We start from the raw sequence: 23,046 nt of genomic DNA on the forward strand, positions 1-23,046 counted from the left end.
GACCTCCCTTGATTATTTAGTCGATTTCCCCAAGGCCTTGGCCACCAGTTGTTCATACAGCTCGGCGTAGGGTTCCACCGCCTGGCACCAGTTGAAGGGTTGGGTCATGGCGCGGCTGCGCATGGCGTTGAGCAGGCCTTTATTGGCGAAGACCCGGAACGCGCGGCTCAGGGCTTCTTCGTAGCTTTCTACGGTGGATTCATTGAATAGGAAGCCGGTGACGCCATTCTCGATGGTGTCCGCCAGCCCGCCGGTGTTGCGAGCCACGGGCAGTGAGCCGAAGCGCTGGGCATACATCTGGCTCAGGCCGCAGGGTTCGTAGCGCGATGGCATCAGCAGGAAGTCGCTGCCGGCGAACATGCGCCGCGCGTCGGTCTCGTTGAAGCCGATGCGCACACCGACCTGGCCCGGGAAGCGCAGCGCCAGTTCACGCATGGCCTGTTCTTCTTCCGGCTCGCCGCGCCCGATAATGGCGATCTGCCCGCCGTTCTCGACGATAAAGCTCGCCACCGCTTCGGTGAGGTCGAGGCCTTTCTGGTAGACCAGGCGCGAGACCACCGCGAACAGTGGGCCGGTGGAGTCATGCAGGCCGAACAGCTCGCGCACGTGGTCGGCGTTGATGGCCTTGCCTTCCCAGTCACCGATATTGAAGTTGTGGGTCAGGTGCGTGTCGGTGGAGGTTTCCCAGCTTTCATCGATGCCATTGGGGATGCCACTGAGCAGGCCCTGCTGGGTCTTGGCGGCAAGGAAGCCGTCGAGGCCGCAGCCGAATTCCGGGGTGGTGATTTCCTGGGCGTAGGTCGCACTCACGGTGGTGATATGGCTGGAGTACGCCATGCCGGCCTTGAGGAACGACATCTTGCCGTAGAACTCCATGCCTTCCTGCTGCAGCGCGTGGGGCGGGATACCCAGCTCCGGCGTCGAGGCCAGGCTGACCACGCCTTGATAGGCGAGGTTATGAATGGTGAACAAGGTCGGCGTGCGTGACCCACGCCAGTGCATATAGGCGGGTGCCAGGCCGGCGGGCCAGTCGTGGGCGTGCACCAGGTCCGGGCACCAGTGGATCTGGGCCAGGTTGGCGGCCATGTCGGCGGCAGCCAGGCCCAGGCGGGCGAAGCGAATATGGTTGTCCGGCCAGTCGCGGCCGTTGTTGGCGCCGTAGGGCGTGCCTTCGCGCTCGTAGAGCTCGGGGCAGATCAGCACATAGATGACCAGCCCGTCCTTGAGGTCCATGCGCCCGATCTTGCACGGCGGCAGCGCGGCGTGGCCACCCAGCTCACCGATGATATGGATCGGGTTGTCGCTTTCCATCACCTGCGGGTAACCGGGGATGAGGACGCGCACATCGTGCAAATGGGCCATGGCGCGGGGCAGGGCCGCGGACACGTCGCCCAGGCCACCGGTTTTCACCAGGTCGGCGAACTCGGAGGTGACGAACAATACCTTCTTGCGATTGGGATTATTACTCACGATCGGCCGCACAGTGTTGGGCAGGTCGGCCAGTGACGTTGGCCCCTCTGCCGCCTTACTAAAACGCTCTCCCTGAGTATCTACAGCGGCACTGATCATAGTTCTCTCCCAATGTTGGTTGGCTAATGGCCCGCTGCCACTAGCTCCGAAGACCGCATCCTGCGGCCAGGCGCACAAGCGCTATACAAGCTGGCAAGGCTTATGCCAGTTGCACGGTCGGCTTAAATAGATTGGATGGACGGGCATCGGGTGTGAACCGCGTGCACTCGCCCTACCTTAAAACTGGACCTACGGCAGAGTTCGAAAGTTTAGATTTTTTGCGGGGTTTTTGTTTTGGAAGGGACCCATCGGTCATCAGTCTAGGACAGATTCCAGAGCCTGTAGGGTTTGTGCGGGAATTTTGTAGGACAAAAAACTTGTAACCATATGCAATTGAGGACGGCGAAAGGTTGTAGTGAGCAGGCTTGCCCTGCGCTGGAGTGCGAAGCGCTCCCAAACAATTTGGCGGCCTGCCACCCCGTTGCGGGTTTTCAGGGCCGCTTCGCGCCCCAGCGCAGGGCAAGCCTGCTCACCACGAAGATTAAGCTCACACCCTTAGTGCGGGTCGCACCTGATTGGTGCGTCAGCCAAGCACCCGAATGGGCGCGCCCTTGGCCCAGGCCTGGATATCTTCAATCATCTGCTCGTAGAACTGCCGGTAGTTTTGCTCACTCACGTAGCCCACATGGGGCGTGGCGAGTACGTTGGGCAAGTGGCGAAACGGGTGATCCACCGGCAGCGGCTCTTCGGCGTACACATCCAGCGCCGCGCCCGCCAGGCGACCAGTGGTCAGTGCCTGCGCCAGCGCCTGCTCATCCACAATCGGCCCGCGCGCGGTATTCACCAACCGGGCCGTCGGCTTCATCCAACTCAATGCCTCGGCGTCGACCAGGCCACGGCTGCGGTCGCTGAGTACCAAATGAATCGTGAGAATGTCGGCCTGCTCAAACAGCTCGCGCTTGCTGACCCAGGTCGCCCCGGCCTGCACGGCGCGCTCCGGCGTGAGGTTTTCACTCCAGGCAATCACCCGCATGCCGAATACCTGGGCAAACTGCGCGACCCTCTGGCCAATACTGCCCAGGCCGAGAATGCCCAGGGTCTTGCCATTCAGGTCGCCGCCCAGTCCCACCTGCCAGCCACCCGCGCGCAATGAGTTAGCCTCGGCCAGCAGATTGCGGGTAGACGCCATGATCAGCGCCCAGGTCAGCTCCGGCGCCGCCTGCTTGTAGCTGTCGGTGCCGCACACCTGGATGCCCAGGGCCTTGGCGGCGGCGATGTCGATGGCGGCATTGCGCATGCCGCCGGTCACCAGCAACTTGAGGTTGGGCAAACCCTGCAACAGGGCTTTGTCGAAGGTCGAGCGTTCACGCATGACGCAAATGACCGCGAACCCCTTCAAACGCTCAATCATCGTGGCGGTATCGGCCGGATAGTCGTGCAGGAAGTGCACCCGCCCCACGGCCGCCAGCGGCGACCAATCCACCACACCACGGGCGACATTCTGCCAATCATCAATGACTGCGATCTGTACCGACATGCACGCGTGCCTCGAAAATAGTTGGATTAAAGGGCGTTCAAGCCCTGCAACAGCGCCTGGTGAAACTTCGCCGGCTCTTCCATCTGCGGCGCATGGCCCAGGCCTGGAAACTCCACCAGTGTGGCGTGGGGAATCAGCTTGGCCACTTGCTTGCCCAATACCGCGTAGTTGCCGATCCTGGCCTTGACCGCCGGCGGCGCAATGTCTTTGCCAATGGCGGTGGTGTCGGCGGTCCCGATCAGCAACAGGGTAGGCATCTGCAGATGCTTGAACTCGTAGTACACCGGTTGGGTGAAGATCATGTCGTAAATCAATGCCGAGTTCCATGCGACCAGCGTATGCCCTGGGCCATTGCTCAGGCCGGCGTACATGTCGACCCAGCGCTCGTACTCCGGCTTCCAGCGTCCGACGTAATAGGTATTGAGTTGGTACTTGCGAATCCCCTCGGCACTGACTTTCTGCTCCCGCGCATACCATTGGTCGACGCTGAGCGTGGGCACGCCCAGGGCTTTCCAGTCTTCCAGGCCGATGGGATTGACCAGCCCGAGCTGCTCGGTCTGCTCGGGGTACATCAGCGCATAACGGGTGGCGAGCATGCCGCCGGTGGAATGGCCGAGCAGCGTGGCCTTCTGAATGCCGAGTTTTTCCAGCAGTTGGTGGGTGTTGAGGGCCAATTGCTGGAAGCTGTACTGGTAGTGGTCGGGCTTGCTGGAACTGCAGAAGCCGATCTGGTCCGGTGCAATCACCCGGTAACCGGCGTCGCTCAAGGCCTTGATCGTGCTTTCCCAGGTGGCGCCGCAAAAGTTCTTGCCATGCATCAGCACTACGCTGCGACCGTTGGGTTGCCCCTTGGCCGGCACGTCCATGTAGCCCATTTGCAGGGATTTACCTTGGGATTGGAATTGGAAATGTTCGAGGGGATAGGGGTATTGGAAGCCTTGCAGCTCAGGGCCATAGCTGGCGGCGAACGCCGGGGCGATGCTGGCCGTCAGCAGGCCGGCGATGCAAAAGGCACGGGATAGAGGCATGGGCGGGGCTCCGAACAGGGTGCTCGGATGCTGTTTGCGGGGGATTAACGGGGGATTAACACCCACTGCAAGGTCACGGCGGCGAGCACCGCGTATCGCAGGCCCTTGGCCAGGGTCACCAGCAGCAGGAACCGCCACAACGGCTCACGCATCACCCCGGCCACCAACGTCAGCGGGTCGCCAATGACCGGCAGCCAACTGAGCAGCAGCGTCCAATGCCCCCAGCGCTGGTAATGATGGCGGGCCTTTTCCAGCTGCTTGTCGCTGACCGGAAACCAGCGACGCTGCTTGAAGTGCTCCACCCAGCGCCCCAGCCACCAATTGACCAGCGAGCCGAGGACGTTGCCCAGGGTGGCGATACCCAGCAGCAGCCACAGGCTGTAATGCCCGCTGATCAACAGGCCGACCAGCACCGCTTCCGATTGCAGGGGCAGTAACGTCGCCGCGCCAAATGCGGCGAGAAACAGCCCCAGGTAACCCATCGGCACCGATCAGTGCGCCGGGTAGTCCGCCACCACCACATCCTGGCCGTCGCGGGTCAGGCCGATGACTTGATAGGCCTCGGCATGGCCGTCCATTTCCATGCCGGGCGAACCCATGGGCATGCCCGGTGCGGCGATACCCTGCAGGTCGTCGCGCTTGCGCAAGGCCAGTACCTGCTCGGCGGGCACATGGCCTTCGACGAACTTGCCGTCGATCACGGCGGTATGGCACGAGCCCAGGCGCGGGGCCACGCCCAGCCGCTGCTTGACCGCGCTCATGTCGGCTTCGACATGGTCATTGACCTTGAAGCCGTTGCTTTCCAGGTGGCTGATCCACTTTTTGCAGCAGCCACAATGGGCGTCGCGGTGCACATCGATGGGGATCAGGTCGGCGGCCTGGGCCAGGGTGGTGGTGAACAGCGCTGAAAGCAGGGCCAATCGCAATGGGGTTTTCATTGGGGTCTCGTCCAATACGGGCAGTAAGCCGGGCATTCTCCCTGCTTTTATCCGTGGGACGTCGGGTTAATGTTTCAAAATTATACGGAGAGCGAGTTTTCCATCCGTTGCTTGAGCCGGTCCAGTGCAATCGCCGACAGCTCGATCATGCGTTCATGGAGGCTGGCCAACTGCAATTCGGTTTCATAGGTCAGCACGCGCTTGAACAGGGTGCCGTCGCGAAAGGGCTGCAAAAAGTAATGGATCGAACCGTCGACGGCCAGTGAGGTGAACACTGTCTTGAACTCGTCGGGACGCCGGGCGATCTGTACGCGGTAGCTCATGGGCACGCGTACTCCGAGCAGGTCGATCATTTCGGTAAAACGTGCGCCGGCGGGGAGGGGGCCGCTGGTGCCGGTGTCGGCACCGAGGGAGGTGGGGTGCCATTCGTGCCAGCGATCCGGTTGGGTCACATAGTCGTAGACGGCATCGATAGGGGCCTGGATAAAACGTTCCTGACTGATCCGTTCCAAGCGGACCGACTGCTCGACAGCGCGCATGGCACACCTCCTGTGTGGCTGTGAACTGTCAGAATAGTCCCACTCCCGCACATTGCACGGGAGTGTTTCAGCCATTTATCAGCGCACCTTGAACCGGCCCATCAACGCAATCACCCGGCCATTGGCGTCCAGCAGGCTTTGTGTATTGGTTTGCGTGGCATGGCCGCTTTGCACCAGCTCTTCGACCATATGTCGGATATGCACCATGCTGCGGTTGATCTCCTCGGTCACCGCGCTTTGCTGCTCGGCAGCGGTGGCGATCTGGGTGCTGAGGTCATTGATATGGCTGACCGAACCGGCCATCTCGTCGAGCCCGGTGTTCACCCGTGCCGTGGCATCCGCCGCCGACTGGCAGCTGGCCTGGGTGTTTTCCATGGCCGCCACCGACGAACTGACACCGGTGGTCAGGCGTGCGAGCATTTCATTGATCTGCGAAGTGCTGGCCTGGGTACGCGCCGCCAGGGCGCGGACTTCGTCGGCCACCACCGCAAAACCACGACCCTGCTCGCCGGCCCGCGCGGCTTCAATCGCGGCGTTGAGGGCCAGCAGGTTGGTCTGGCCGGCAATCGCGCCGATCACGCCGAGGGTTTCGGTGATGCGCGCGGCGTCCTGGCGCATGTTCTCGACGGTGTGAGTGGCACTGGCGACTTCGCCGATCAGCGCACTGACGCTGGTGGACGCTTCACCCACCACCACGCGGGAGCGGTCGGCGTGTTCGTTGGCGCGCTGGGTGAACGAAGCGGTTTGCGCCGCGTTCTGCGCCACCGTATCGGCGGTGGAACTCATCTCGGTGATGGCGGTAACGGTCTGGTCGGTCTCCGAGGCGTGGCGCACCAGGATGCTGTTGGTGTGCGCCGAGGTTTGCTGCAATTGCTCAAGGCCCGATGACATGGCGCCAGTGGCCTGGGTCACTTCGCCGATCATGTCTTGCAGGTAGACGATAAAGCGGTTCACCGAATGGCCGATGGCGCCCAGTTCGTCTTCGGCGCGGATGGTGATGCGCCGCGTCAGGTCGGCATCGCCGGTGGACAGTGCGTCGATGTTGGTCTTCAGGATTTTCATGCGCTGCACCAATTGGCGGATCGCATACACCGCCAGCAGCACCAGCAGCAACACCATGGGGATCTGCAACAGGGCCAGGCTGCCGAGTACGTCATCGCGCTGGGCGGTGATCAGCGAGGTGGGCAGGGCGGTGGCGAGGAACCACGGCGTGCCTTCGATGGGGCGCATGTAGAAGGTACTGGCCACGCCCTGGTTGTCGAACTCGTTGCGCTGCAAGGCCTGGTCGCGATGGGCCAGGGCCTTGCTGACCTGGGCGGCAAAGGCCGAGGTCCCGGTCAGTTCACTGATGTTCTTCAACACCACCGGGCTGCTCAGGCGCGTGCTGTTGCTGATGATCTTGCCATCGCCTTCGACGATCAGCATTTGCCCGCCGATGTCCTTTTCCTTGCTGGCTACCAGTTCGTTGAAGAAACCCAGGGTCACGTCGATGGTGGCCACGCCGTACGCCGCGCCGTCACGCTGGATCGCCATGGCGCAGTTGGTGCGCGGCTCCTGGCTGGCGTCGTCCTTGTAGGCCGCGGCCCAGGCACATTGGCCACGTGGCGACGCGAGTCCGCCCTTGTACCAGCTCTGGTCGTAATAGTTGGGGGCAGGATCGCTGTTCCAGAAGGTGTTCACTGCCAGCTTGCCCGAGGCATCGCGGTGCCAGAAGGTGCTGTGCTTGTTGCGCCCCGGCGTGCGCTGGTTGGGCAGCGGCCAGATACCGCCGCCGAAGACCTTCAGCTCACCATATTGGTCGACCAGGCCGGGCAGGACCTTGTCGATGGCATCGCTGTCGAGCAGGGGAATGGTCTGGGTGATGGTGCGTTGCTGGGACTGAACCTTGTTGAGTTCGCCCTGGATCTGCTCGGCCACCTCACTGATGCGGTTGAGCACCACCTGTTCCTCGGTATGGCGCAGCGTGGGCGCGACCAGTTGGCCGATGCCGACGACCGTCAACACGAACAACACCAGGACGAACAGCACCAGGAACAGGGTATAGCGAGCTTGGATGGAGCGCAGTGGGGGCATGGGGGTCGTCCTTACGAAGCGTTTATTATCGACGCGGCTGTTTTGGAGCTTCGTAGGGCTATCGGCTTGGCGAGGAAGAGCTTTAGGTACGGGGGGGCCAAATCAGGTTTTTAACATGGCGAGGCCAGCAGCTGCCTCGCCATGGGGATTACCGCTTATCGAATCAATGCCTGGCCTGCCGGCGCTGCATTAGTTCCCGCGACCTTGAGGGCTGGGTGTCCATAAGTAGGACTGCCTCAAGGGTTTGCCCATTTCTGCATTCAGGGCGTTCTCAGTGAAGTGTTTCGGATTGGTTACACGCGCTGATGTCGAGGGAGGGGTGCCGTCCTGAGAAGGTTCTTCAACGTAGGGTAAACCGATGACTTGACGTTTGTTGTTCTCGACAAGGCCTTCCTCCCCCGGCTCTTCGCGGGTGTACCCATGCTCGGATGTACCGGTTGCGTAGGTGTAGGCTTGGTTTATCTCATGGGCGAGACCGGTTACGGGCACCATTGTATTGGTACGCTCGGCGTTTTCGATAATAGATGGCGGTTCATAGCGAATGATGCCGCGAGTGACGCGGAAACCGGGAACGCCATCCGTGATATGCCCGTAGGTTCCGGCTTCTGCGCTTTCGCGCTCCTCGGGCGTCAATTCATCCAGTTCACTACCGCCAGGAATGTAGTCGGTACCGCCGTTCCCGATTGGCTCAATGGTGACCTTGCCGCCATTTGTTACCGCGAGCTCATCCATTTGTTTGAGTGCTTGTTGCCCTATGGGTGAACTGCGCAGAAATTCAAAATCGTCGGCGACGCGCTGCTTGAAAGCCTGTGCGTCCTCCTCCGGGGTCTGAGGGGGAGTTTCTACACTGAATCCCAGGTTGCCGGCATTGCTTGGCTTCACTTCGGTGAAAGTCGAACCCCTGGTGCGGTCGAAACCATCCGTGGCCTTGGCGTAGATAAGATCCTTGCGCTGGTTGTTCCAGATAGTGTCGTTTCCTTTGCCGGTGTAGAAGGTCGTGCGCTCGTACCCTGCAAGGACGTCGTCGCCATTGCCCCCATGTGCAACGGTATGTCCGCTGCCTGAGAGAAGTACATCGTTGTCGTCGCCACCGTCCAGATAGGTCTGCCTGGTGGAGGGGCCAAAGCCTGCAATGAGCAGGTCCTTGCCTTTATTGCCGTACATTACGCCATTGCCGGGACCTCCCATGATTGTGTCATCGCCGTCGTTGCCCTCGGCATAACCCAGTCCGCTGCCCAACTGCAGGATATCGTTGCCAGCCCCTCCGAAAAGCCTGCTGCGACCTCCGCCCGCCTGGAGATAATCGTTGCCGTCGCCGCCTTGCACGCTCACGCGAAGCTTGACGTCATCGTCGATGATGACCGTGTCGTCACCGCCGTGGCTTTCGATGAATAGCTCGTGCTCGCTTCTTTCGTTTGTATTGATATCGACTAAATGCGGTTTATCGTTGATGAAGATCTGCAGCTTGTCCACCGACCAACTGCGCACGTGGATACGGTCGGCGGCATTACCGGTTTGCAGGTGCAGATAACTGGTCAGGATCTCCGGTTTTTCGGGGTCAGATGGGTCCCAGTCAACGACCCTGCTGATTTTGGTGTCACCGTCTACAAGCAGCGTGTGGGTGCGGCGGTTCACGATGCCTGGCGTCAGGTCGGTGGGAGGGGTGAAGTGCGAAACGTTTGTTTCAGCGAAAGGCCGGGGGAGTTGGGCGTAGAGTCCGGATGTCAAGGAGTGGGCAAGTGCAGATAACATCGGTATGTCCTCTGGGGTGGCGTGTAAGGGCACCCTGATTACGTATCAGGGTTGCTATTACGTGGAACTCCGACTGAGAAGGTTCCCCGCCCCCGGAGGGGCTTTAGTGCTAAACGTGTTGGCGTCGGAGCACCGCAAACCGGGTGCCCCTTGAGCTTGGCCGTCAGATATCCAGCATGGCCATCACCTCTGCGGGATAGCGCAGGCCGGCACTTGCATCGGCCGGAAAGATCCTCTCCAGTGCCGCCAGTTCAGCCGCGCCGAGGCGGATCGACACGGCCTCCACGTTCTCCTGCAGGTACTTGCGCTGCTTGGTGCCAGGAATCGGAATAATGAAGTCGCCTTGTGCCAACACCCACGCCAGCGCCAGTTGCCCGGCGGTGACGCCTTTGTCGGCTGCGAGGGTTTGAACCTGCTTGACCAGTTGCAGGTTCTTCGCGAAGTTCTCGCCCTGGAAGCGTGGGTTGGTGCGACGGTAGTCATCGGCATCGAAATCCGCCGGGCTTTTCAGGGCGCCCGTCAGAAAGCCTCGGCCCAGCGGGCTGTAAGGCACAAACGCGATGCCCAGGCGTTGGCAGGCCGCGAGGCAGCCGTTGCTTTCCTGGTCGCGGCTCCACAGGGAATATTCGCTTTGCAGGGCGCTGATCGGGTGCACCTTATGGGCGCGCTCCAGCGTGGCGGCGGATGCCTCGCTCAGCCCCAGGTAACGCACCTTGCCTTGCTGCACCAAGTCGGCCATGGCTCCGACGGTTTCTTCGATGGCCACCTGCGGGTCGATTCGGTGCTGGTAGTACAGGTCCAGGGTGTCCACGCCCAGGCGCTGCAAGGTGCCGTTGATGGCATCGCGAATGTACTCGGGGCGACCGTTCACTCCACGCACCGCCGGATTGGCCGGGTCACGCACAATGCCGAACTTGCTCGCCAGGAACACCTGGTCACGTTTGCCGGCAATGGCTTTGCCGATCAGTTGCTCATTGGTGTGGGGGCCGTACATATCGGCGGTATCAAGGAAATTGACGCCCAACTCCAAGGCGCGATGCAGCGTGGCAGTGGCCTCCGAGGTGTCGGTGCCGGGGGCGTAGAAATCACTCATGCCCATGCAGCCGAGGCCGATGGCACTGACGTGGGGACCGTTCTTACCGAGTTGACGAGTGTGCATGGGTACAGCTCCTGATGAGGTAGGGCGCCATTGTTACCCTCGACAAAACCGGGATAAACCGGCTAAAAGCACTATCACTATTGGTAATTTCTAAATAATCCTCCTGGAGTCGGCCCTTGGATCGTTTTAACGCCATGCGGGTGTTTACCCGGATTGTCGAGTTGGGCGGATTTGCCAAGGCCGCCGACAGCCTGCAACTGCCGCGCGCGTCGGTGACCATCCTGATCAAGCAACTGGAGGCGCACCTGGGCGTGCAGTTGCTGCAGCGCACCACGCGCCAGGTCAGCCCGACCCTGGACGGCGCGGCGTATTACCAGCGTTGCGTACAGTTGCTCACCGACCTGGAGGAAACCGAGGCGGTGTTCTCCACCCGCCGCCAGAACCCACGCGGCACCCTGAGCGTGGATATGCCCTCGGGGATCGGGCGCCTGATTGTGATTCCCGCGTTGCCGGCGTTCACCGCGCGCTATCCGCAGATCGAATTGGACATCGGCCTGAACGACCGCCCGGTGGACCTGATCCGCGAAGGTGTGGATTGCGTGCTGCGCGGCGGTCCGGCGCTGGATGAGTCGCTGGTGGCCAGGCCTTTGGCAATGATGGACCAGCTGACCCTGGCGAGCCCCGGGTACCTGGAGCGCATGGGCATACCGGCGGGCCTCGACGACCTGGCCAATCACCAGATGGTCGAGTATGTCTCCACGGCCAGCGGCAAGCGGTTCGGCCTGGAGTTCCTGGTCGACAACGCCGTGCACTCGATCCAGTTGCCCAAGCGCGTGGCGGTCAACAGCTCCGATGGTTATTTCGCTGCGTGCGAAGCCGGCTACGGCCTGATTCAGGCGCCGCACTATCATGCGATGCGGCAACTGGCCGAGGGCCGCCTGGTGCCCGTGCTGGCGCAGTTGCCCGTGCCGACAATGGCGCTGACGGCGCTGTATCCGCCCCATCGCCAGTTGTCACAGCGGGTGAGGGTGTTCGTGGACTGGCTGGTTGAGCTGTGCCGACAGCCGGGCACCGGTTTGCACCGCTAGGCCTGGGCCTTGCGGTAAGCGCCGGGTTGCTGCCCGGTCACTTTGTGGAAGGCGCGGGTAAACGCCGCCACGGACTGATAACCCACCGCCACTGCGACATCCGCGACGGTCTGGTCCTGCTTGAACAATTGGCAGGCGTGGCGCATGCGCATCATCAGCAGCACCTGACCGGGCGACTGCCCGCACAATTCAGTGAAGCGCTTGAAAAACGCCGAGCGCGACAAGCCGGTGCAGGCCGCCATGCTTTCCAGAGTCCAGGCGTCTGCCGGGCGGGCGATCAAGTGTTCCAGCAGGTTCGCGAACGCCGGCTGGCGCCCCAGTGCGGCGAGGCCACCGAGTGCGTGGTTATCCAGCACTTGCTGGCGCAGTACATACAGGAACAACAGGTGGCACAGGCGCTCGAGCAAGGCCGCGGAAGGCGCCGGGTCGCGCTGGCACTCCTGCAGGATCAGCTCGAACAGGTTGCGGGCGGCCGTCAGCGAGGGGTCGCCGGCCCGCAGGATGATCCACGCGGGCAGGGTATCGACGATCATCGCCGACAAGCCCGACTGGAAGTGAAAGAACCCGCACACCAGCCCCACGCCGTCGCTGGCGCCGTTGTCCAGGGGCAGCATCGGGCGTCGCGGACACTCCCGCGCGCCGGCCGCCGTGGCTGCTCCGGACAACCGATACTCAAGGTCACGGAGCAGGAACACCGCGTCGCCGTTGTTCAACTCGACGGGCGTGGGTTCGCCGGCGATATGCAGCCAGCACTCGCCCTGCACGATCAGATGGAAACTCGCGCGCGCCAGGCCGTGGGTGCTGGCATGCCAATCGCCGCAATAGCGCCCGACATGGAACAGGCTGGTGTTGAGTTCGAGGCTGTCTAATAACCAATCGACAAGGGCACTGGAAGAATTCATCTAATGGAAAGACTCAAGAGCAAGTAATCGCTACTTTAGCCTATTGAGAGGATTTCTTATAACCAACAGACTGGATACACGAACCCTCAGGAGACCGCTCCATGTCCCGTGTACCGCTGCTCACCCCGCAAACCGCGCCACCCGCCGCCAAGCCGTTGCTGGAGAACGCGCTGAAAGCCTCGGGTTTCATCCCCAATCTGCTGGCCGTACTGGCCAATGCCCCGGCGGCGCTGGAAACCTACATCACCGTCTCGGGCCTGAACGCCAAGGCCGAGCTGAGCCTGGCCGATCGCGAAGTGGTGCAGTTGATTGCCGCCACCACCCACGGCTGCGATTTCTGCGTCGCCGGCCACACCGCCGTGGCGCGCAACAAGGCCAAGCTGCCGGAAGAGGTGATCGATGCCCTGCGCCAGCGCGGCGAATTGCCCAATGCCCGGTATGAGACACTCGCTGCCTTTACCCGGGAAGTCATTGCCACCCGTGGCGATGTCAGCGATGCCGGTTTTGACGCGTTCCGCGCCGCCGGTTATACCGAAGGCCAGGCCCTGGAAGTTATTTTGGGGGTGAGCCTGGCAACCCTGTGCAACTTCGCTAACGTGTTTGCCCGTACCCCGCTGAACCCGGAGCTGGCGCAATACCGTTGGGAAAAACCGGCCAGCTGAAGGGCGGGTGGCCCTGCTGCTTTGACAAGGAGAAACATGAATGCTTGACCCGATCTTGAGCCGTTGGCTCGATGTTCAAGCGCAGGCCCTGGATGTGGGCAGTTGCGATCCCCAGGAAGTGCTGCCCCGGCTGGCAGAGGCCAACGTACTGCGTATCGGTGTGCCAAAAGCCTTCGGCGGCCTGGGCGGCGATGTGGCCGGCGCTGTCGAGGCCATCGCCCATGTCGCCAGCCATTCGTTGGCGGCGGCGTTTGTGTGCTGGGGCCAGCGCTCGTTTATCGAGTATTTGCTGCAGAGCCCGAATGAGCGGCTGCGCGAGCAATTGCTGCCGGACCTGCTCAGCGGCAGGCTGGCGGGGGCCACCGGTTTGTCGAATGCCATGAAGTTCCTGTCGGGCATCGAGACGCTGCAGATCAGCGCCGAGCCCACCGATCACGGCTGGACCCTCAACGGTCGCCTGCACTGGGTGACCAACCTGCGCAAGAACGGCTTTGTCGCGGCGGCGGCGGTCGAGCATGCCGGCGGCGGCGCGCCGTTTATCCTGGCGATCCCGGATTCGGTGGCTGGCCTGCAACGTTCCGGCGACCTGGAACTGCTCGGCCTGCAATCGAGCAACACCGCAGCCCTGGGCCTGGAAGGTGTCGAGCTGAGTCGCGAGTGGTTGCTGCATGAGGATGCACGCAAGTTCCTGCCGGCCGTGCGCCCGGCGTTCCTGGGCTTGCAGTGCGGTATGTCGATCGGCCTGGCCCGGCGTTCGCTGGCGGAAGTCGCCCATCACCTGGGCGCGGCCCGCACGGTGTTGCGCGAAGAGCTCGAAGGGTTGCGCGGGACCTTGGATCACCTGGTGACCGAGCTGCAGAATGGCCTGCTCGCCGGGCGCTTCGCCGCCGAGCCGGTGGCGCTGTTCAAGTTGCGCATCGGCCTGGCCGAAACCGCCGCCAGCGCGGTGCAGCTGGAACTGCAGGCCAGTGGCGGCAAGGCTTACCTCACGGCCCATGGCAGTGGGTTTGCGCGGCGCTGGCGGGAGTCGGCATTTGTGCCGATCGTCACGCCCAGCCTGGTGCAATTGCGCACCGAGTTGCAACGCCAGGCCAACCTGTGAGCCCGGTGGTATTGAGTGCCCGGGGCATTGGCCTGGGGTACGCCGGCGGCCCGGTGCTGCAAGGCTTCGACCTGCAATTGCAGCGCGGTGAAGTGGTGTCGATCCTGGGCCCCAGCGGGGTCGGCAAGTCCAGCCTGTTGCGGGTGCTCGCCGGTTTGCAGACGCCCCAGGAAGGCAAGGTGCAGGTGTTGGGCGAGCCGTTGAGCGGCCCCCATCCACGTGTCGCCGTAGCGTTCCAGGACCCCAGCCTGTTGCCGTGGTTGAGCCTGGAAAAGAACGTCGCGTTCGGCCTGGATTTCGCCCGCCAGCCGCACCTGGGCGCTGATGAGCGCCGCCGGCGCGTCGACCACGCCATCGCGGCGGTTGGCCTGGAGCACGCCCGCCAGCAATTTCCGGCGCAGCTGTCCGGCGGCATGGCCCAGCGCACCGCGTTGGCCCGTTGCCTGGCACGCCAGCCCCAGGTGCTGTTGCTGGATGAGCCCTTCGGTGCGCTGGATGAAGTGACCCGTGCCGATATGCAGCACCTGTTGCTCAAGGTCAACCGTGAGCAGGGTTCGGCGGCGGTGTTGATCACCCATGACATCGACGAAGCGCTGCTGTTGTCCGACCGCATCCTGCTGCTGGGCAACCGCCCGGCGCGGACGCTGGGCGAATGGCGCATCGACCTGCCGCAACCGCGGGAAGAACAGGTGGAAGCGATCGGCGCGCTGCGCATCGAGATTCTTAAAACCCTACGGCAGGCGAGCCGCCCTCAACCCCAAACCCTTGACCTGCCGGAGCCCAGCCATGTGCCTGGATGACCTGACCCACTCGCGCCGTGACTTTCTCAAACTTTCCGCGGTACTCAGTGCCGCCGGCGCCTTGCCGCTGCTGAGCAGCCTGCAGGCCCGCGCCGCCAGCGAGCCGGATGCGCCGGTGCGCATCGGCTACCTGCCGATCACCGACGCGACGCCCTTGTTGGTGGCGCATAACAACGGCCTGTTCGAAGCCGAAGGCATCAAGGCCGAGCGCCCGGTGTTGCTGCGCAGTTGGGCGCAGGTGATCGAGGCGTTTATCTCCGGGCAGGTCAACGTGATCCACCTGCTGTCGCCGATGACCGTGTGGGCGCGCTATGGCAGCCAGGTGCCGGCCAAGGTGGTGGCGTGGAACCATGTGGGCGGTTCGGGGCTCACCGTGGCACCGGGTATTACCGAGGTGAAGCAACTGGGCGGCAAGTCGGTGGCGATCCCGTTCTGGTATTCGATCCATAACGTGGTGGTGCAGCAACTGTTCCGCGACAACGGCCTGACCCCGGTGGCGCGTGCCGCCGGCAGTGCGATCGGCGCCAATGAAGTCAACCTGATCGTGCTGCCGCCTTCGGACATGCCGCCGGCCCTGGCCAGCCAGCGCATCGACGGCTATATCGTCGCCGAGCCGTTCAACGCCCTGGCGGAGAACCTCAAGGTCGGGCGTGTGCAGCGGTTTACCGGCGACGTGTGGCGCAATCACGCGTGCTGCGTGGTGTTCATGCACGAACACGACCTGAACAATCGCCCGGAGTGGTCGCAGAAAGTCGTGAATGCGATCGTCAAGGCCCAGGTGTGGACCCGTGATAACCGCGCAGAGGCGGTGAAACTGCTGTCCAAGGACGGCCCGAACCGCTACACGCCACATGCCGAGCCGGTGTTGAGCAAAGTCCTGGCGCCAGCCGCTGCCGACCGCGCGGCCTACCTGGCCGATGGCGCGATCCGGCATGCCGACTGGGACGAGCACCGCATCGACTTCCAGCCCTATCCATTCCCCAGCTACACCGAGGAATTGGTGCGACGCTTGAAGGACACGCTGATCGAGGGGGACAAGAAATTCCTCGCCGACCTGGACCCGGCCTTTGTCGCCAAGGATCTGGTGGATGACCGCTTTGTGCGCAACGCCATCGAAGCGGTGGGCGGCATGGGCACCTTCGGTTTGCCCGAGGGCTTTGAGCGGATCGAGGAGATTGGCGTTTGAACAACCGCAGAGTCCCGGGCTGGTCGCTCGGGCTGAGTGGCCTGGCCGGCCTATTGTTGCTGTGGTGGCTGGGGGTGAAGGTGTGGGGCGATGGGGGCGGCCTGGCGGCGCGCTTTTCGCTGGCCGCCACCTTCAGCAGCCTGTGGGAATTGCTGGGGCGCGGTGAGCTGTATCTGCATATTGTCGTGAGCCTCAAGCGTATCTTCGTCGGGCTGTTCCTGGCCTTGCTGGTGGGGGTGCCGCTGGGGCTGCTGGTGGGCAGTTCGCGCAACCTGGAAGCGGCGACCACGCCGGCCTTCCAGTTTCTGCGGATGATCTCACCGCTGTCCTGGATGCCCATCGTGGTGATGCTGATGGGGGTAGGGGACCAACCGATCTACTTCCTGCTGGCGTTTGCCGCGGTGTGGCCGATCATGCTCAACACCGCCGCCGGCGTGCGCCAACTCGACCCGCGCTGGCTGCAGTTGAGCAGCAGCCTGAGCGCCACGCGCTGGGAAACCTTGCGCCGGGTGATCATCCCTGGCGTGGTGGGCCATGTGCTGACCGGCGTACGGCTGGCCATCGGGATCCTGTGGATCGTGCTGGTGCCGTGCGAAATGCTTGGGGTCAGCGCGGGGCTCGGCTATTACATCCTGGATACCCGTGATCGCCTGGCCTATTCGGAACTGATGGCGATGGTGTTGCTGATCGGGCTGCTGGGGTTTGCCCTGGATGCGCTTGCACGCGGGTTGCATCAGCGCTGGGTGCATGGGGGGAGCCAGTGACGGCATGGCCTCAGCCCGGCGGCCCACCGCCGTCGGGGTGAGCGGCACACCGGAGGAGCCAAAGCTTTTCATCACCTGTAACATAAGACCCCGTCGACCCCGTCGCCGGGTATGTGCCTGGCGTGTTCGGCGATACACAGTGAATACATTCTTCCGGTTCAGGAACCCGTCATGACCCAAAAGCAACGCTTGAAATACTCGATCCTGATCGCCCTGGCGGTATTGGCGACGATGTTTGGCCTGTCCTACCTGCAGAACATCGGGTTTATCAGTGAGAAGACGTTCCAGACCATCGCCATCGCCGTCGCGGTCGTCGTGGTGGTGATCAACGGCATCATGCGCCGCAAGGTCAAGCTTTAAGGTCCGCCTCAGCTTCGAGCGTCGAGTACCTTGGCAGCCTCTTCATGGAGGCTGTAGCTTTTATCTGCGTTAAGGGTGATCACGCCTTCGCTGCACAGGCGCTTGAGCACCTCGCGCACACTCAGGAACGACAACGGGATCCCCAGCTCCAGCAAATGGCTGTGCACGCCACGTACCCCCAGGGTGCGCTGGTTGTCGGCGGCGGTGAGCAGGGCGTCGATGACCTTCAGCCGGATCAGGCTGGTGCGCAGGCCGAAACACTTGAGCAGGTGGCGAATACGCTGGTTGCCTTGCTGTTCGGGGGTTTTGCCGAACGCTTGGGCGCCGTTGCCAAATTGGCTGTCGGCTGCGGGTGGATGTCCGTCCGTGGGCACTTGCGGGTTGTACATGCAAAAACTCCTTATCAGAGCCTGATCAGGAAAATGATGGCGCTCTTAGTTAATAAGACGAACGAGCGTGCTAAATCATGAAGGGCGTGATGTAGAAAATTTGTCGGTATCGGCTTTGTCACATCTGCAGCGCCTCGGATAAACCTGCTCCAGGGTTAAATTTCTCCCGGTTTTTTGCGTCCTTACGGTGGGGTGGTTACCCCTGTGAGGGTGTTCAATTTGACTGCGGAGTCTGTGTGATTATTTCCAACGGGTTGGCCAGGGTGTGCGTGACGGGGCTGTTGCTGGGGGTGAGCCTGGCTGCAACGGCACGGGAGTCGACAACGCAGGCGTCGGCGGATATCCGCCGCACCAGTTTCGGCGTGCCGCATATTCGCGCCAATGACGAGCGTGGCCTGGGCTTCGGGATCGGTTATGCCTATGCCCAGGACAACCTATGCCTGCTGGCCAATGAAGTGGTTACCGTGAACGGCGAGCGGGCCCGGTACTTCGGCCCCGAGCAGTCGACCCTGGAAGAGCGCAACAACCTGGCCAGCGATGTGTTTTTCACCTGGCTGAATACTCCGGGCGCGGTGGCGGCTTTCTGGAAGGCGCAAAGCCCGCAGATCCAACAGCGCATGCAAGGCTACGTGGCCGGCTACAACCGCTATCTGAAAGAACAGGGCGCACCCGCCCAGTGCCAGGCGGCCTGGGTGCGGCCGCTGGTGGTTGAAGACCTGGTGAAATTGACCCGCAGGTTGTTGGTGGAGGGCGGTGTCGGCCAGTTCGCCGAAGCCCTGGTCGGCGCCGCGCCGCCTCAGGCCTCCGCGAGTGTGCAACCCAGCGCCAAGGCATTCGAATTGGCCGCCGCCAATCAACAGCGCTTCAGCCTGGATCGCGGCAGCAATGCCGTGGCGGTGGGCCGCGACCGTTCGTTCAATGGCCGTGGCATGGTGCTGGCCAACCCGCATTTCCCGTGGGTGGGCGGCATGCGCTTTTATGAAATGCACCTGACCATCCCCGGCCAGTTGGATGTGATGGGCGCCGCGCTGCCCGGCCTGCCGGTGATCAATATCGGCTTCAACCAGCATGTGGCGTGGACGCACACGGTGGATACGTCCAAGCACTTCACCCTGTTTCGCCTGACGTTGGATCCCAAGGACTCCACGCGCTATATGCTGGATGGAAAATCCATCCCCCTGGAGAAAACCTCGGTGACGGTGCAGGTCAGGCAAGCGGACGGCAGCATGAAGCCAGTGACCCATCCGGTCTATAGCTCGCAGTTCGGCCCCGTGGTGCAATGGCCCGGCAAGCTGGATTGGGACAGTCGCCACGCCTTCAGCCTGCGCGATGCCAACCTGGGCAACGACCGCGTCCTGCAACAGTGGTATGCCATGAACCGTGCCACGAGCCTCAAGGACCTGCAAACCTCGGTGCACACCCTGCAAGGCATCCCGTGGGTCAATACCCTGGCCGCCGATGACCAGGGCCAGAGCCTGTACATGAACCTGTCGGTGGTACCCAACGTCAGTGCGGCCAAACTGGCGCAATGCAGCGACCCGCGTGCCGGCCTGCAGATGATCATGCTCGACGGCGCCCGCAGTGCCTGCGCCTGGGACGTCGACCCGCGCGCCGCCCAGGCCGGCATCTTCCCCGCCGACCAGTTGCCGCAGCTGGAGCGTAGCGACTACGTGCAGCACTCTAACGATTCGGCGTGGCTGGCCAACCCCAAGGCACCGTTGACCGGCTTCTCCCCGGTGATCAGCCAGGACCACATCGGCCTCGGCCCGCGCGCACGCTTCGCCCTGCAACGCCTGCAATCCCTGGAGGCGCAACCGATCAGCGTCGCCGACCTGCAAAACATGGTCATGGACAACGAGGTGTACCTGGCCGGCCAGGTCATGCCTGACCTGCTGGAATTCTGCGCCAAACACCTCGGCACCGACGCGACTGAGCTGAAGTCGCTGTGCACCAGCCTCAACGACTGGGACCGACGCGCCAACCTCAACAGCGGCCTGGGCCTGGTGCACTTCATCAATTTGGTTGAAGACCTGCAGCAACTCCCCGATGCCTGGCGCGTCGCGTTCGACCCGGCCCAACCCCTGACCACCCCACGGGGCCTGGCCATCGAGCGCGCCCCCGTGGCCAAGGCCCTGCGCGAAGCCATGCTGGCCTCCACCGCAGCCGTGGCCAAACTCGGCCTCAACGCCGACAGCAAATGGGGCGATATCCAGGTCAGCGGCCAAACCCCGATCCACGGCGGCCCGCAAGCGCTGGGGATCTACAACGCCATGCAAACCGTGCCCCGGGCCGACGGCAAGCGCGAAGTGGTCAGCGGCAGCAGCTACCTGCAGATCGTCACCTTCGACGACCACGGCCCCCACGCCCAAGGCCTGCTGGCATTCTCCCTGTCCAGCAACCCGGCATCGAAATACTCGAAGGACCAGACCCAAGCGTTCTCCGAGAAAAAACTGCGCCCACTGCCGTTCACCGACGCCCAGATCAAGGCCGACCCGCAGTACCAGCAGCAGCTCATCAAGGAGTAGGGCAGGCGCGCAACTCCTTGATGCCAATACGAAATATTTTTGAAATCAAGGGGTTGCAGGCAAAAGCAAATGAGTACATAATGGCGCCCATCGAACGCAACGAAGCATTAAAAACTTCAATGTATTCAATGAGTTAGAGTAGAGGCAGGGCTCTATGGCCCACTCAAGTTTTTATGCGGTGAATGCCAGTGGCAAGGGCATTGATCGTTTGAGGCCGAGTAGCAAAATGGTTATGCAGCGGATTGCAAATCCGCCTACGCCGGTTCGATTCCGACCTCGGCCTCCACTCTTAAAGCCCCGTAGATCAATGGTCTACGGGGTTTTTTATTGTCTGTGATCTGAGAAGTGTTCCGCAACTTTTGGGATGTGTTCCGCAACCCTACTCATTTGTGATCGCAATGAGGGGGCAGAACAGCGCCAGGTGAAGGCGTGGTTGGCCTATCATTTCGTGGGGTTAACGATCTCACCGACGCGCCGATAGACTTTCTTTGTCATCTCCTCAGTGGAGTGGCCGAGCAGCCGACTTGCATGCGCAAGTTCTATCTCGCTGGCGGCTTTAGGGCGGATGTCTTTGAACTGAAACTGACGGATTAGTACAGCCAGGGCAGGATCGCCGTCAGCACCGGCCTTGATGGCTGCTTTATCCCGGGCTTCATCCCAGCGGTTGCGTAACATCTGCTGGCTCATCCGAAGGCCGGACGCGTTCGTGATAAGCGTTGAGGTCTTAATCCCATTTAACGATCTGCGTTCGAGCAGGTTATCTAGGAATAGACTAAGCGCTGATTGTTCGCCGGCATCGTCCAGGCGAATCCGCAGAAGTTTGCCACCCTTGCCCTGGCGAACCCCTACGAAGCCGTTGGCCAGATCGGTTGTTGCCACTTTCAGCACATCAGCAGGGCGCTGGCCGGTCAGGTAGGCAAGGTCCATGGCATCCTTTAGTTCCTGCACTGCCTCTCCATATACCGCATTCCAAACCACTTCGCCGGCATAGTAGTCCCGCGGCTTTTCCTTGTTTCTGCGTACGCCGAAGCAAGGGTTGGCATTGTTGGTCAGTCCCCACTCGCGCGCGATCGTGAACATGTGTGACAACAACGCGATTTCTCGGTTGGCCCTGACCTTGGCGGTTCTGGCATCTCGATACTGTGCAACCACCTGGGGAGTGATTGAGTCGAGAGGCGCGTTTTCAAATGCCTTCCGCAGCTGTTTCAGTTCCTTGCGGTTGTCGGACTGTGTTCGTATTGATTTGGTCGGGATGATCTTTTTTTCGTACTTGTCGAACAGCGCACCCATTAGATGATTGGGCTTTAGTGGTTCGCGGCGTTCCAGTCGAGCCCACTCGACCTTCGCCGCGTCCAGATCACTGCCCAGCGGTATTTCTTTTCGGTTGCCGTCGGCATCCCTGCCGTTGTAGTAGAACGAGGTCCACACGGCGCCGCTTTTACGCTTGCGAGTGCGCCGTATCATTCGAGGCGGAAGGTCGCGATTGGCTATACTTTTCTGGCGCATCAGTTAGCTCACGTTCGCTAGGTCGAGCGACCAGGTTTCAGTCACGGCATTGACCGCAGAAGGTCTGACACCAGCGAGTTTTAGTCGGGCATAAACCCTGCCTACGACTGGGCGGCGAGCGCCTGTTAGAACAAACTCCCAGTGGTTTTTGGCTAACCATTGGATTTGCTTTGATGGGATCAGGTAGCCGGTGATTGTGGCCAATTCTTCTTCTGTAAGTGTTTCGGCTCTGAGTTCCATCATGCGACCTCCCTGAACTTCACCGGCTCCCAGGTTGATTCACAGAGCCCATAAGCACTGGCGCAGGCCGTCTTATCTGCGCCTGTTGTCAGTAGGTCGTACTGAATTCCGCCTCGGGCGGTTCTGGACCATTCGACTGCCTGCCGGATGCTCGCGATCTCCATTACCTCTAGGGCGGTCATATCGGTTATTGAGCCTTTCGGGTGCTTGGCATTGGAGCCCGCGAAGAATGTAGCGGCACCGCGCTTGCTGGCCTGCTGAACGATTCGTTCCCAGCGATCAATGCGGTCAATAACCTCAGGGAATCGAAGCGCGATTTCGCGCAGTTCATCCTTACGACAGTTGATGCAGGGCATGCAGCCCACGCGGCCCATGCCTTGGGAGTACAGCGGGTTCGGCTTGATGCCCATATATCGGTGTGCTTCGAAAACGGCTGGAATATCCCACTTCAAGATCGGTCGGTAGTTGAACAGGCCGCCACCAACTTCATCGCACTCGGTCAGGTAGCGCCTGTTTAAAGACTCATCAGCGCGCACACCCTGCCAGCTTATTATCATCTCGCCTTGACCCATGAGGGGCATCACGACTTGCTCCAGCATTGGGTCGCGCTTCAGTTCCATAGTGCAGAACTGGGCCTTGCGGCTGGGGAACCTGCCTTTCCAAATACATAGGTCAAGAAACGGGTTACCGGTTGGCCGCAGGACGTCGAGCGCTGCCAGTACCAACGGTTCGGCAACCCCTTGAGCTCGCCACTTGGTTTCAATGAATCGCCGTTTACCTGCTATGCGCTGGGTGAAGTCAGCCCGTACGCGGGTAATTTTCGTGTGCGTCGCTTGCTCCAGATAGTCGAGGTATCTGTAGGTTTGGTCGTGCTCGTTGCCGGTGTCGGCGAAGACAGCCTGGAGGTTGGGAGTGTCCAATGCGATGGCGAGCAACAGTGTGGCAGTACTGTCTTTCCCGCCGCTCACGCTAACGATATTGTGACAGGTCATGCTGGTAGCCCTCTGCTTGATGGGCATTCAGCTAGTTCTTCTTTTTTTACTGGGT

General features: G+C 61.8%; 22 protein-coding genes and 1 tRNA gene. 9 read left to right on the plus strand and 14 right to left on the minus strand.

From position 1 onward, the window contains the following. Positions 1–12: 12 nt before the first annotated feature. The 9 genes from glgA to J1N02_RS28405 form a co-directional block, all read right to left on the minus strand. Positions 13–1,569 carry a glycogen synthase GlgA gene (gene glgA / locus J1N02_RS28365; protein WP_074846904.1) on the minus strand — a complete coding sequence of 519 codons (1,557 nt, stop codon included), beginning with the start codon at positions 1,567–1,569 and terminating at the stop codon, positions 13–15. Positions 1,570–2,092: 523 nt separating this feature from the next. Further along, on the minus strand, positions 2,093–3,046 hold the full coding sequence (locus J1N02_RS28370) for a D-2-hydroxyacid dehydrogenase family protein (protein ID WP_421148084.1): 954 nt from the start codon (positions 3,044–3,046) through the stop codon (positions 2,093–2,095). 26 nt (positions 3,047–3,072) lie between these two features. Continuing rightward, a complete protein-coding gene (locus J1N02_RS28375; protein ID WP_027606737.1) occupies positions 3,073–4,074 on the minus strand; it encodes an alpha/beta fold hydrolase in 1,002 nt (333 codons plus the stop codon). Between the two features lie 44 nt (positions 4,075–4,118). Next, positions 4,119–4,556 (minus strand): YqaA family protein, encoded by a 438-nt coding sequence (locus tag J1N02_RS28380; protein WP_027606736.1) that lies wholly within the window; start codon positions 4,554–4,556, stop codon positions 4,119–4,121. 9 nt (positions 4,557–4,565) lie between these two features. Further along, positions 4,566–5,012: a DUF411 domain-containing protein gene (locus tag J1N02_RS28385; RefSeq protein WP_027606735.1), complete on the minus strand. Its 447-nt coding sequence runs from the start codon at positions 5,010–5,012 to the stop codon at positions 4,566–4,568. An 80-nt stretch (positions 5,013–5,092) separates the two neighbouring features. Further along, entirely contained in the window at positions 5,093–5,551 is a 459-nt protein-coding gene (locus J1N02_RS28390) for an SRPBCC family protein (RefSeq protein WP_027606734.1), read from the minus strand. Between the two features lie 78 nt (positions 5,552–5,629). Continuing rightward, a complete protein-coding gene (locus tag J1N02_RS28395) occupies positions 5,630–7,624 on the minus strand; it encodes a methyl-accepting chemotaxis protein (protein WP_027606733.1) in 1,995 nt (664 codons plus the stop codon). A gap of 189 nt (positions 7,625–7,813) precedes the next feature. Then, a complete protein-coding gene (locus tag J1N02_RS28400) occupies positions 7,814–9,376 on the minus strand; it encodes a M91 family zinc metallopeptidase (RefSeq protein ID WP_092357071.1) in 1,563 nt (520 codons plus the stop codon). A gap of 163 nt (positions 9,377–9,539) precedes the next feature. Then, complete coding sequence (locus J1N02_RS28405; protein ID WP_098479394.1) at positions 9,540–10,535, minus strand: aldo/keto reductase; 996 nt, start codon at positions 10,533–10,535, stop codon at positions 9,540–9,542. Positions 10,536–10,651: 116 nt separating this feature from the next. Between J1N02_RS28405 and J1N02_RS28410 the strand changes: the two genes are divergently transcribed. After that, the gene (locus J1N02_RS28410; protein WP_108573002.1) at positions 10,652–11,563 is read left to right on the plus strand and encodes a LysR family transcriptional regulator; all 912 of its coding nucleotides are present in this window, start codon (positions 10,652–10,654) and stop codon (positions 11,561–11,563) included. Here the strand turns inward: J1N02_RS28410 and J1N02_RS28415 are convergent. After that, positions 11,560–12,465: an AraC family transcriptional regulator gene (locus tag J1N02_RS28415; protein WP_421148085.1), complete on the minus strand. Its 906-nt coding sequence runs from the start codon at positions 12,463–12,465 to the stop codon at positions 11,560–11,562. The genes J1N02_RS28410 and J1N02_RS28415 overlap by 4 nt on opposite strands. A gap of 101 nt (positions 12,466–12,566) precedes the next feature. Between J1N02_RS28415 and J1N02_RS28420 the strand changes: the two genes are divergently transcribed. The 6 genes from J1N02_RS28420 (at position 12,567) to J1N02_RS28445 (ending at position 17,339) form a co-directional block, all read left to right on the plus strand. Beyond that, positions 12,567–13,127, plus strand: coding sequence for a carboxymuconolactone decarboxylase family protein (locus J1N02_RS28420; RefSeq protein WP_027606729.1), 561 nt, complete (start codon positions 12,567–12,569; stop codon positions 13,125–13,127). A gap of 40 nt (positions 13,128–13,167) precedes the next feature. Beyond that, positions 13,168–14,229, plus strand: a complete 1,062-nt coding sequence (locus J1N02_RS28425; RefSeq protein WP_027606728.1) for an acyl-CoA dehydrogenase family protein — start codon at positions 13,168–13,170, stop codon at positions 14,227–14,229. Further along, positions 14,226–15,029 carry an ABC transporter ATP-binding protein gene (locus J1N02_RS28430; protein WP_421148086.1) on the plus strand — a complete coding sequence of 268 codons (804 nt, stop codon included), beginning with the start codon at positions 14,226–14,228 and terminating at the stop codon, positions 15,027–15,029. Before J1N02_RS28425 ends, J1N02_RS28430 begins: the two co-directional genes overlap by 4 nt. Then, positions 15,016–16,215, plus strand: coding sequence for an ABC transporter substrate-binding protein (locus tag J1N02_RS28435; protein ID WP_419480476.1), 1,200 nt, complete (start codon positions 15,016–15,018; stop codon positions 16,213–16,215). The genes J1N02_RS28430 and J1N02_RS28435 overlap by 14 nt, the downstream gene beginning before the upstream one ends. After that, on the plus strand, positions 16,212–16,979 hold the full coding sequence (locus tag J1N02_RS28440; RefSeq protein ID WP_421148087.1) for an ABC transporter permease: 768 nt from the start codon (positions 16,212–16,214) through the stop codon (positions 16,977–16,979). Before J1N02_RS28435 ends, J1N02_RS28440 begins: the two co-directional genes overlap by 4 nt. A gap of 171 nt (positions 16,980–17,150) precedes the next feature. Beyond that, entirely contained in the window at positions 17,151–17,339 is a 189-nt protein-coding gene (locus tag J1N02_RS28445) for a hypothetical protein (protein ID WP_027606724.1), read from the plus strand. An 8-nt stretch (positions 17,340–17,347) separates the two neighbouring features. Here J1N02_RS28445 and J1N02_RS28450 read toward each other — a convergent pair whose 3' ends face one another. Next, positions 17,348–17,728 (minus strand): fe2+ zn2+ uptake regulation protein, encoded by a 381-nt coding sequence (locus J1N02_RS28450; RefSeq protein ID WP_098479399.1) that lies wholly within the window; start codon positions 17,726–17,728, stop codon positions 17,348–17,350. A 236-nt stretch (positions 17,729–17,964) separates the two neighbouring features. On the opposite strand from J1N02_RS28450, the gene J1N02_RS28455 reads away from it, so the two are divergent. Both J1N02_RS28455 and J1N02_RS28460 read left to right on the plus strand, forming a co-directional pair. Beyond that, positions 17,965–20,253 (plus strand): acylase, encoded by a 2,289-nt coding sequence (locus tag J1N02_RS28455; RefSeq protein WP_421148088.1) that lies wholly within the window; start codon positions 17,965–17,967, stop codon positions 20,251–20,253. Between the two features lie 212 nt (positions 20,254–20,465). Then, positions 20,466–20,539, plus strand: a tRNA-Cys gene (locus tag J1N02_RS28460). Positions 20,540–20,694: 155 nt separating this feature from the next. Here J1N02_RS28460 and J1N02_RS28465 read toward each other — a convergent pair. The 3 genes from J1N02_RS28465 to J1N02_RS28475 are packed head-to-tail and all read right to left on the minus strand — an operon-like array spanning position 20,695 to position 23,018. Continuing rightward, positions 20,695–21,759 (minus strand): phage integrase, encoded by a 1,065-nt coding sequence (locus J1N02_RS28465; protein ID WP_421148089.1) that lies wholly within the window; start codon positions 21,757–21,759, stop codon positions 20,695–20,697. A 3-nt stretch (positions 21,760–21,762) separates the two neighbouring features. Then, on the minus strand, positions 21,763–21,999 hold the full coding sequence (locus J1N02_RS28470) for a DUF4224 domain-containing protein (RefSeq protein ID WP_338508982.1): 237 nt from the start codon (positions 21,997–21,999) through the stop codon (positions 21,763–21,765). Next, positions 21,999–23,018, minus strand: coding sequence for a phosphoadenosine phosphosulfate reductase family protein (locus tag J1N02_RS28475; RefSeq protein WP_421148090.1), 1,020 nt, complete (start codon positions 23,016–23,018; stop codon positions 21,999–22,001). The genes J1N02_RS28470 and J1N02_RS28475 overlap by 1 nt, the downstream gene beginning before the upstream one ends. Positions 23,019–23,046: the final 28 nt, after the last annotated feature.

The organism is Pseudomonas sp. NFX5, assembly GCF_049132125.1.
Classification (GTDB): domain Bacteria; phylum Pseudomonadota; class Gammaproteobacteria; order Pseudomonadales; family Pseudomonadaceae; genus Aquipseudomonas; species Aquipseudomonas marginalis.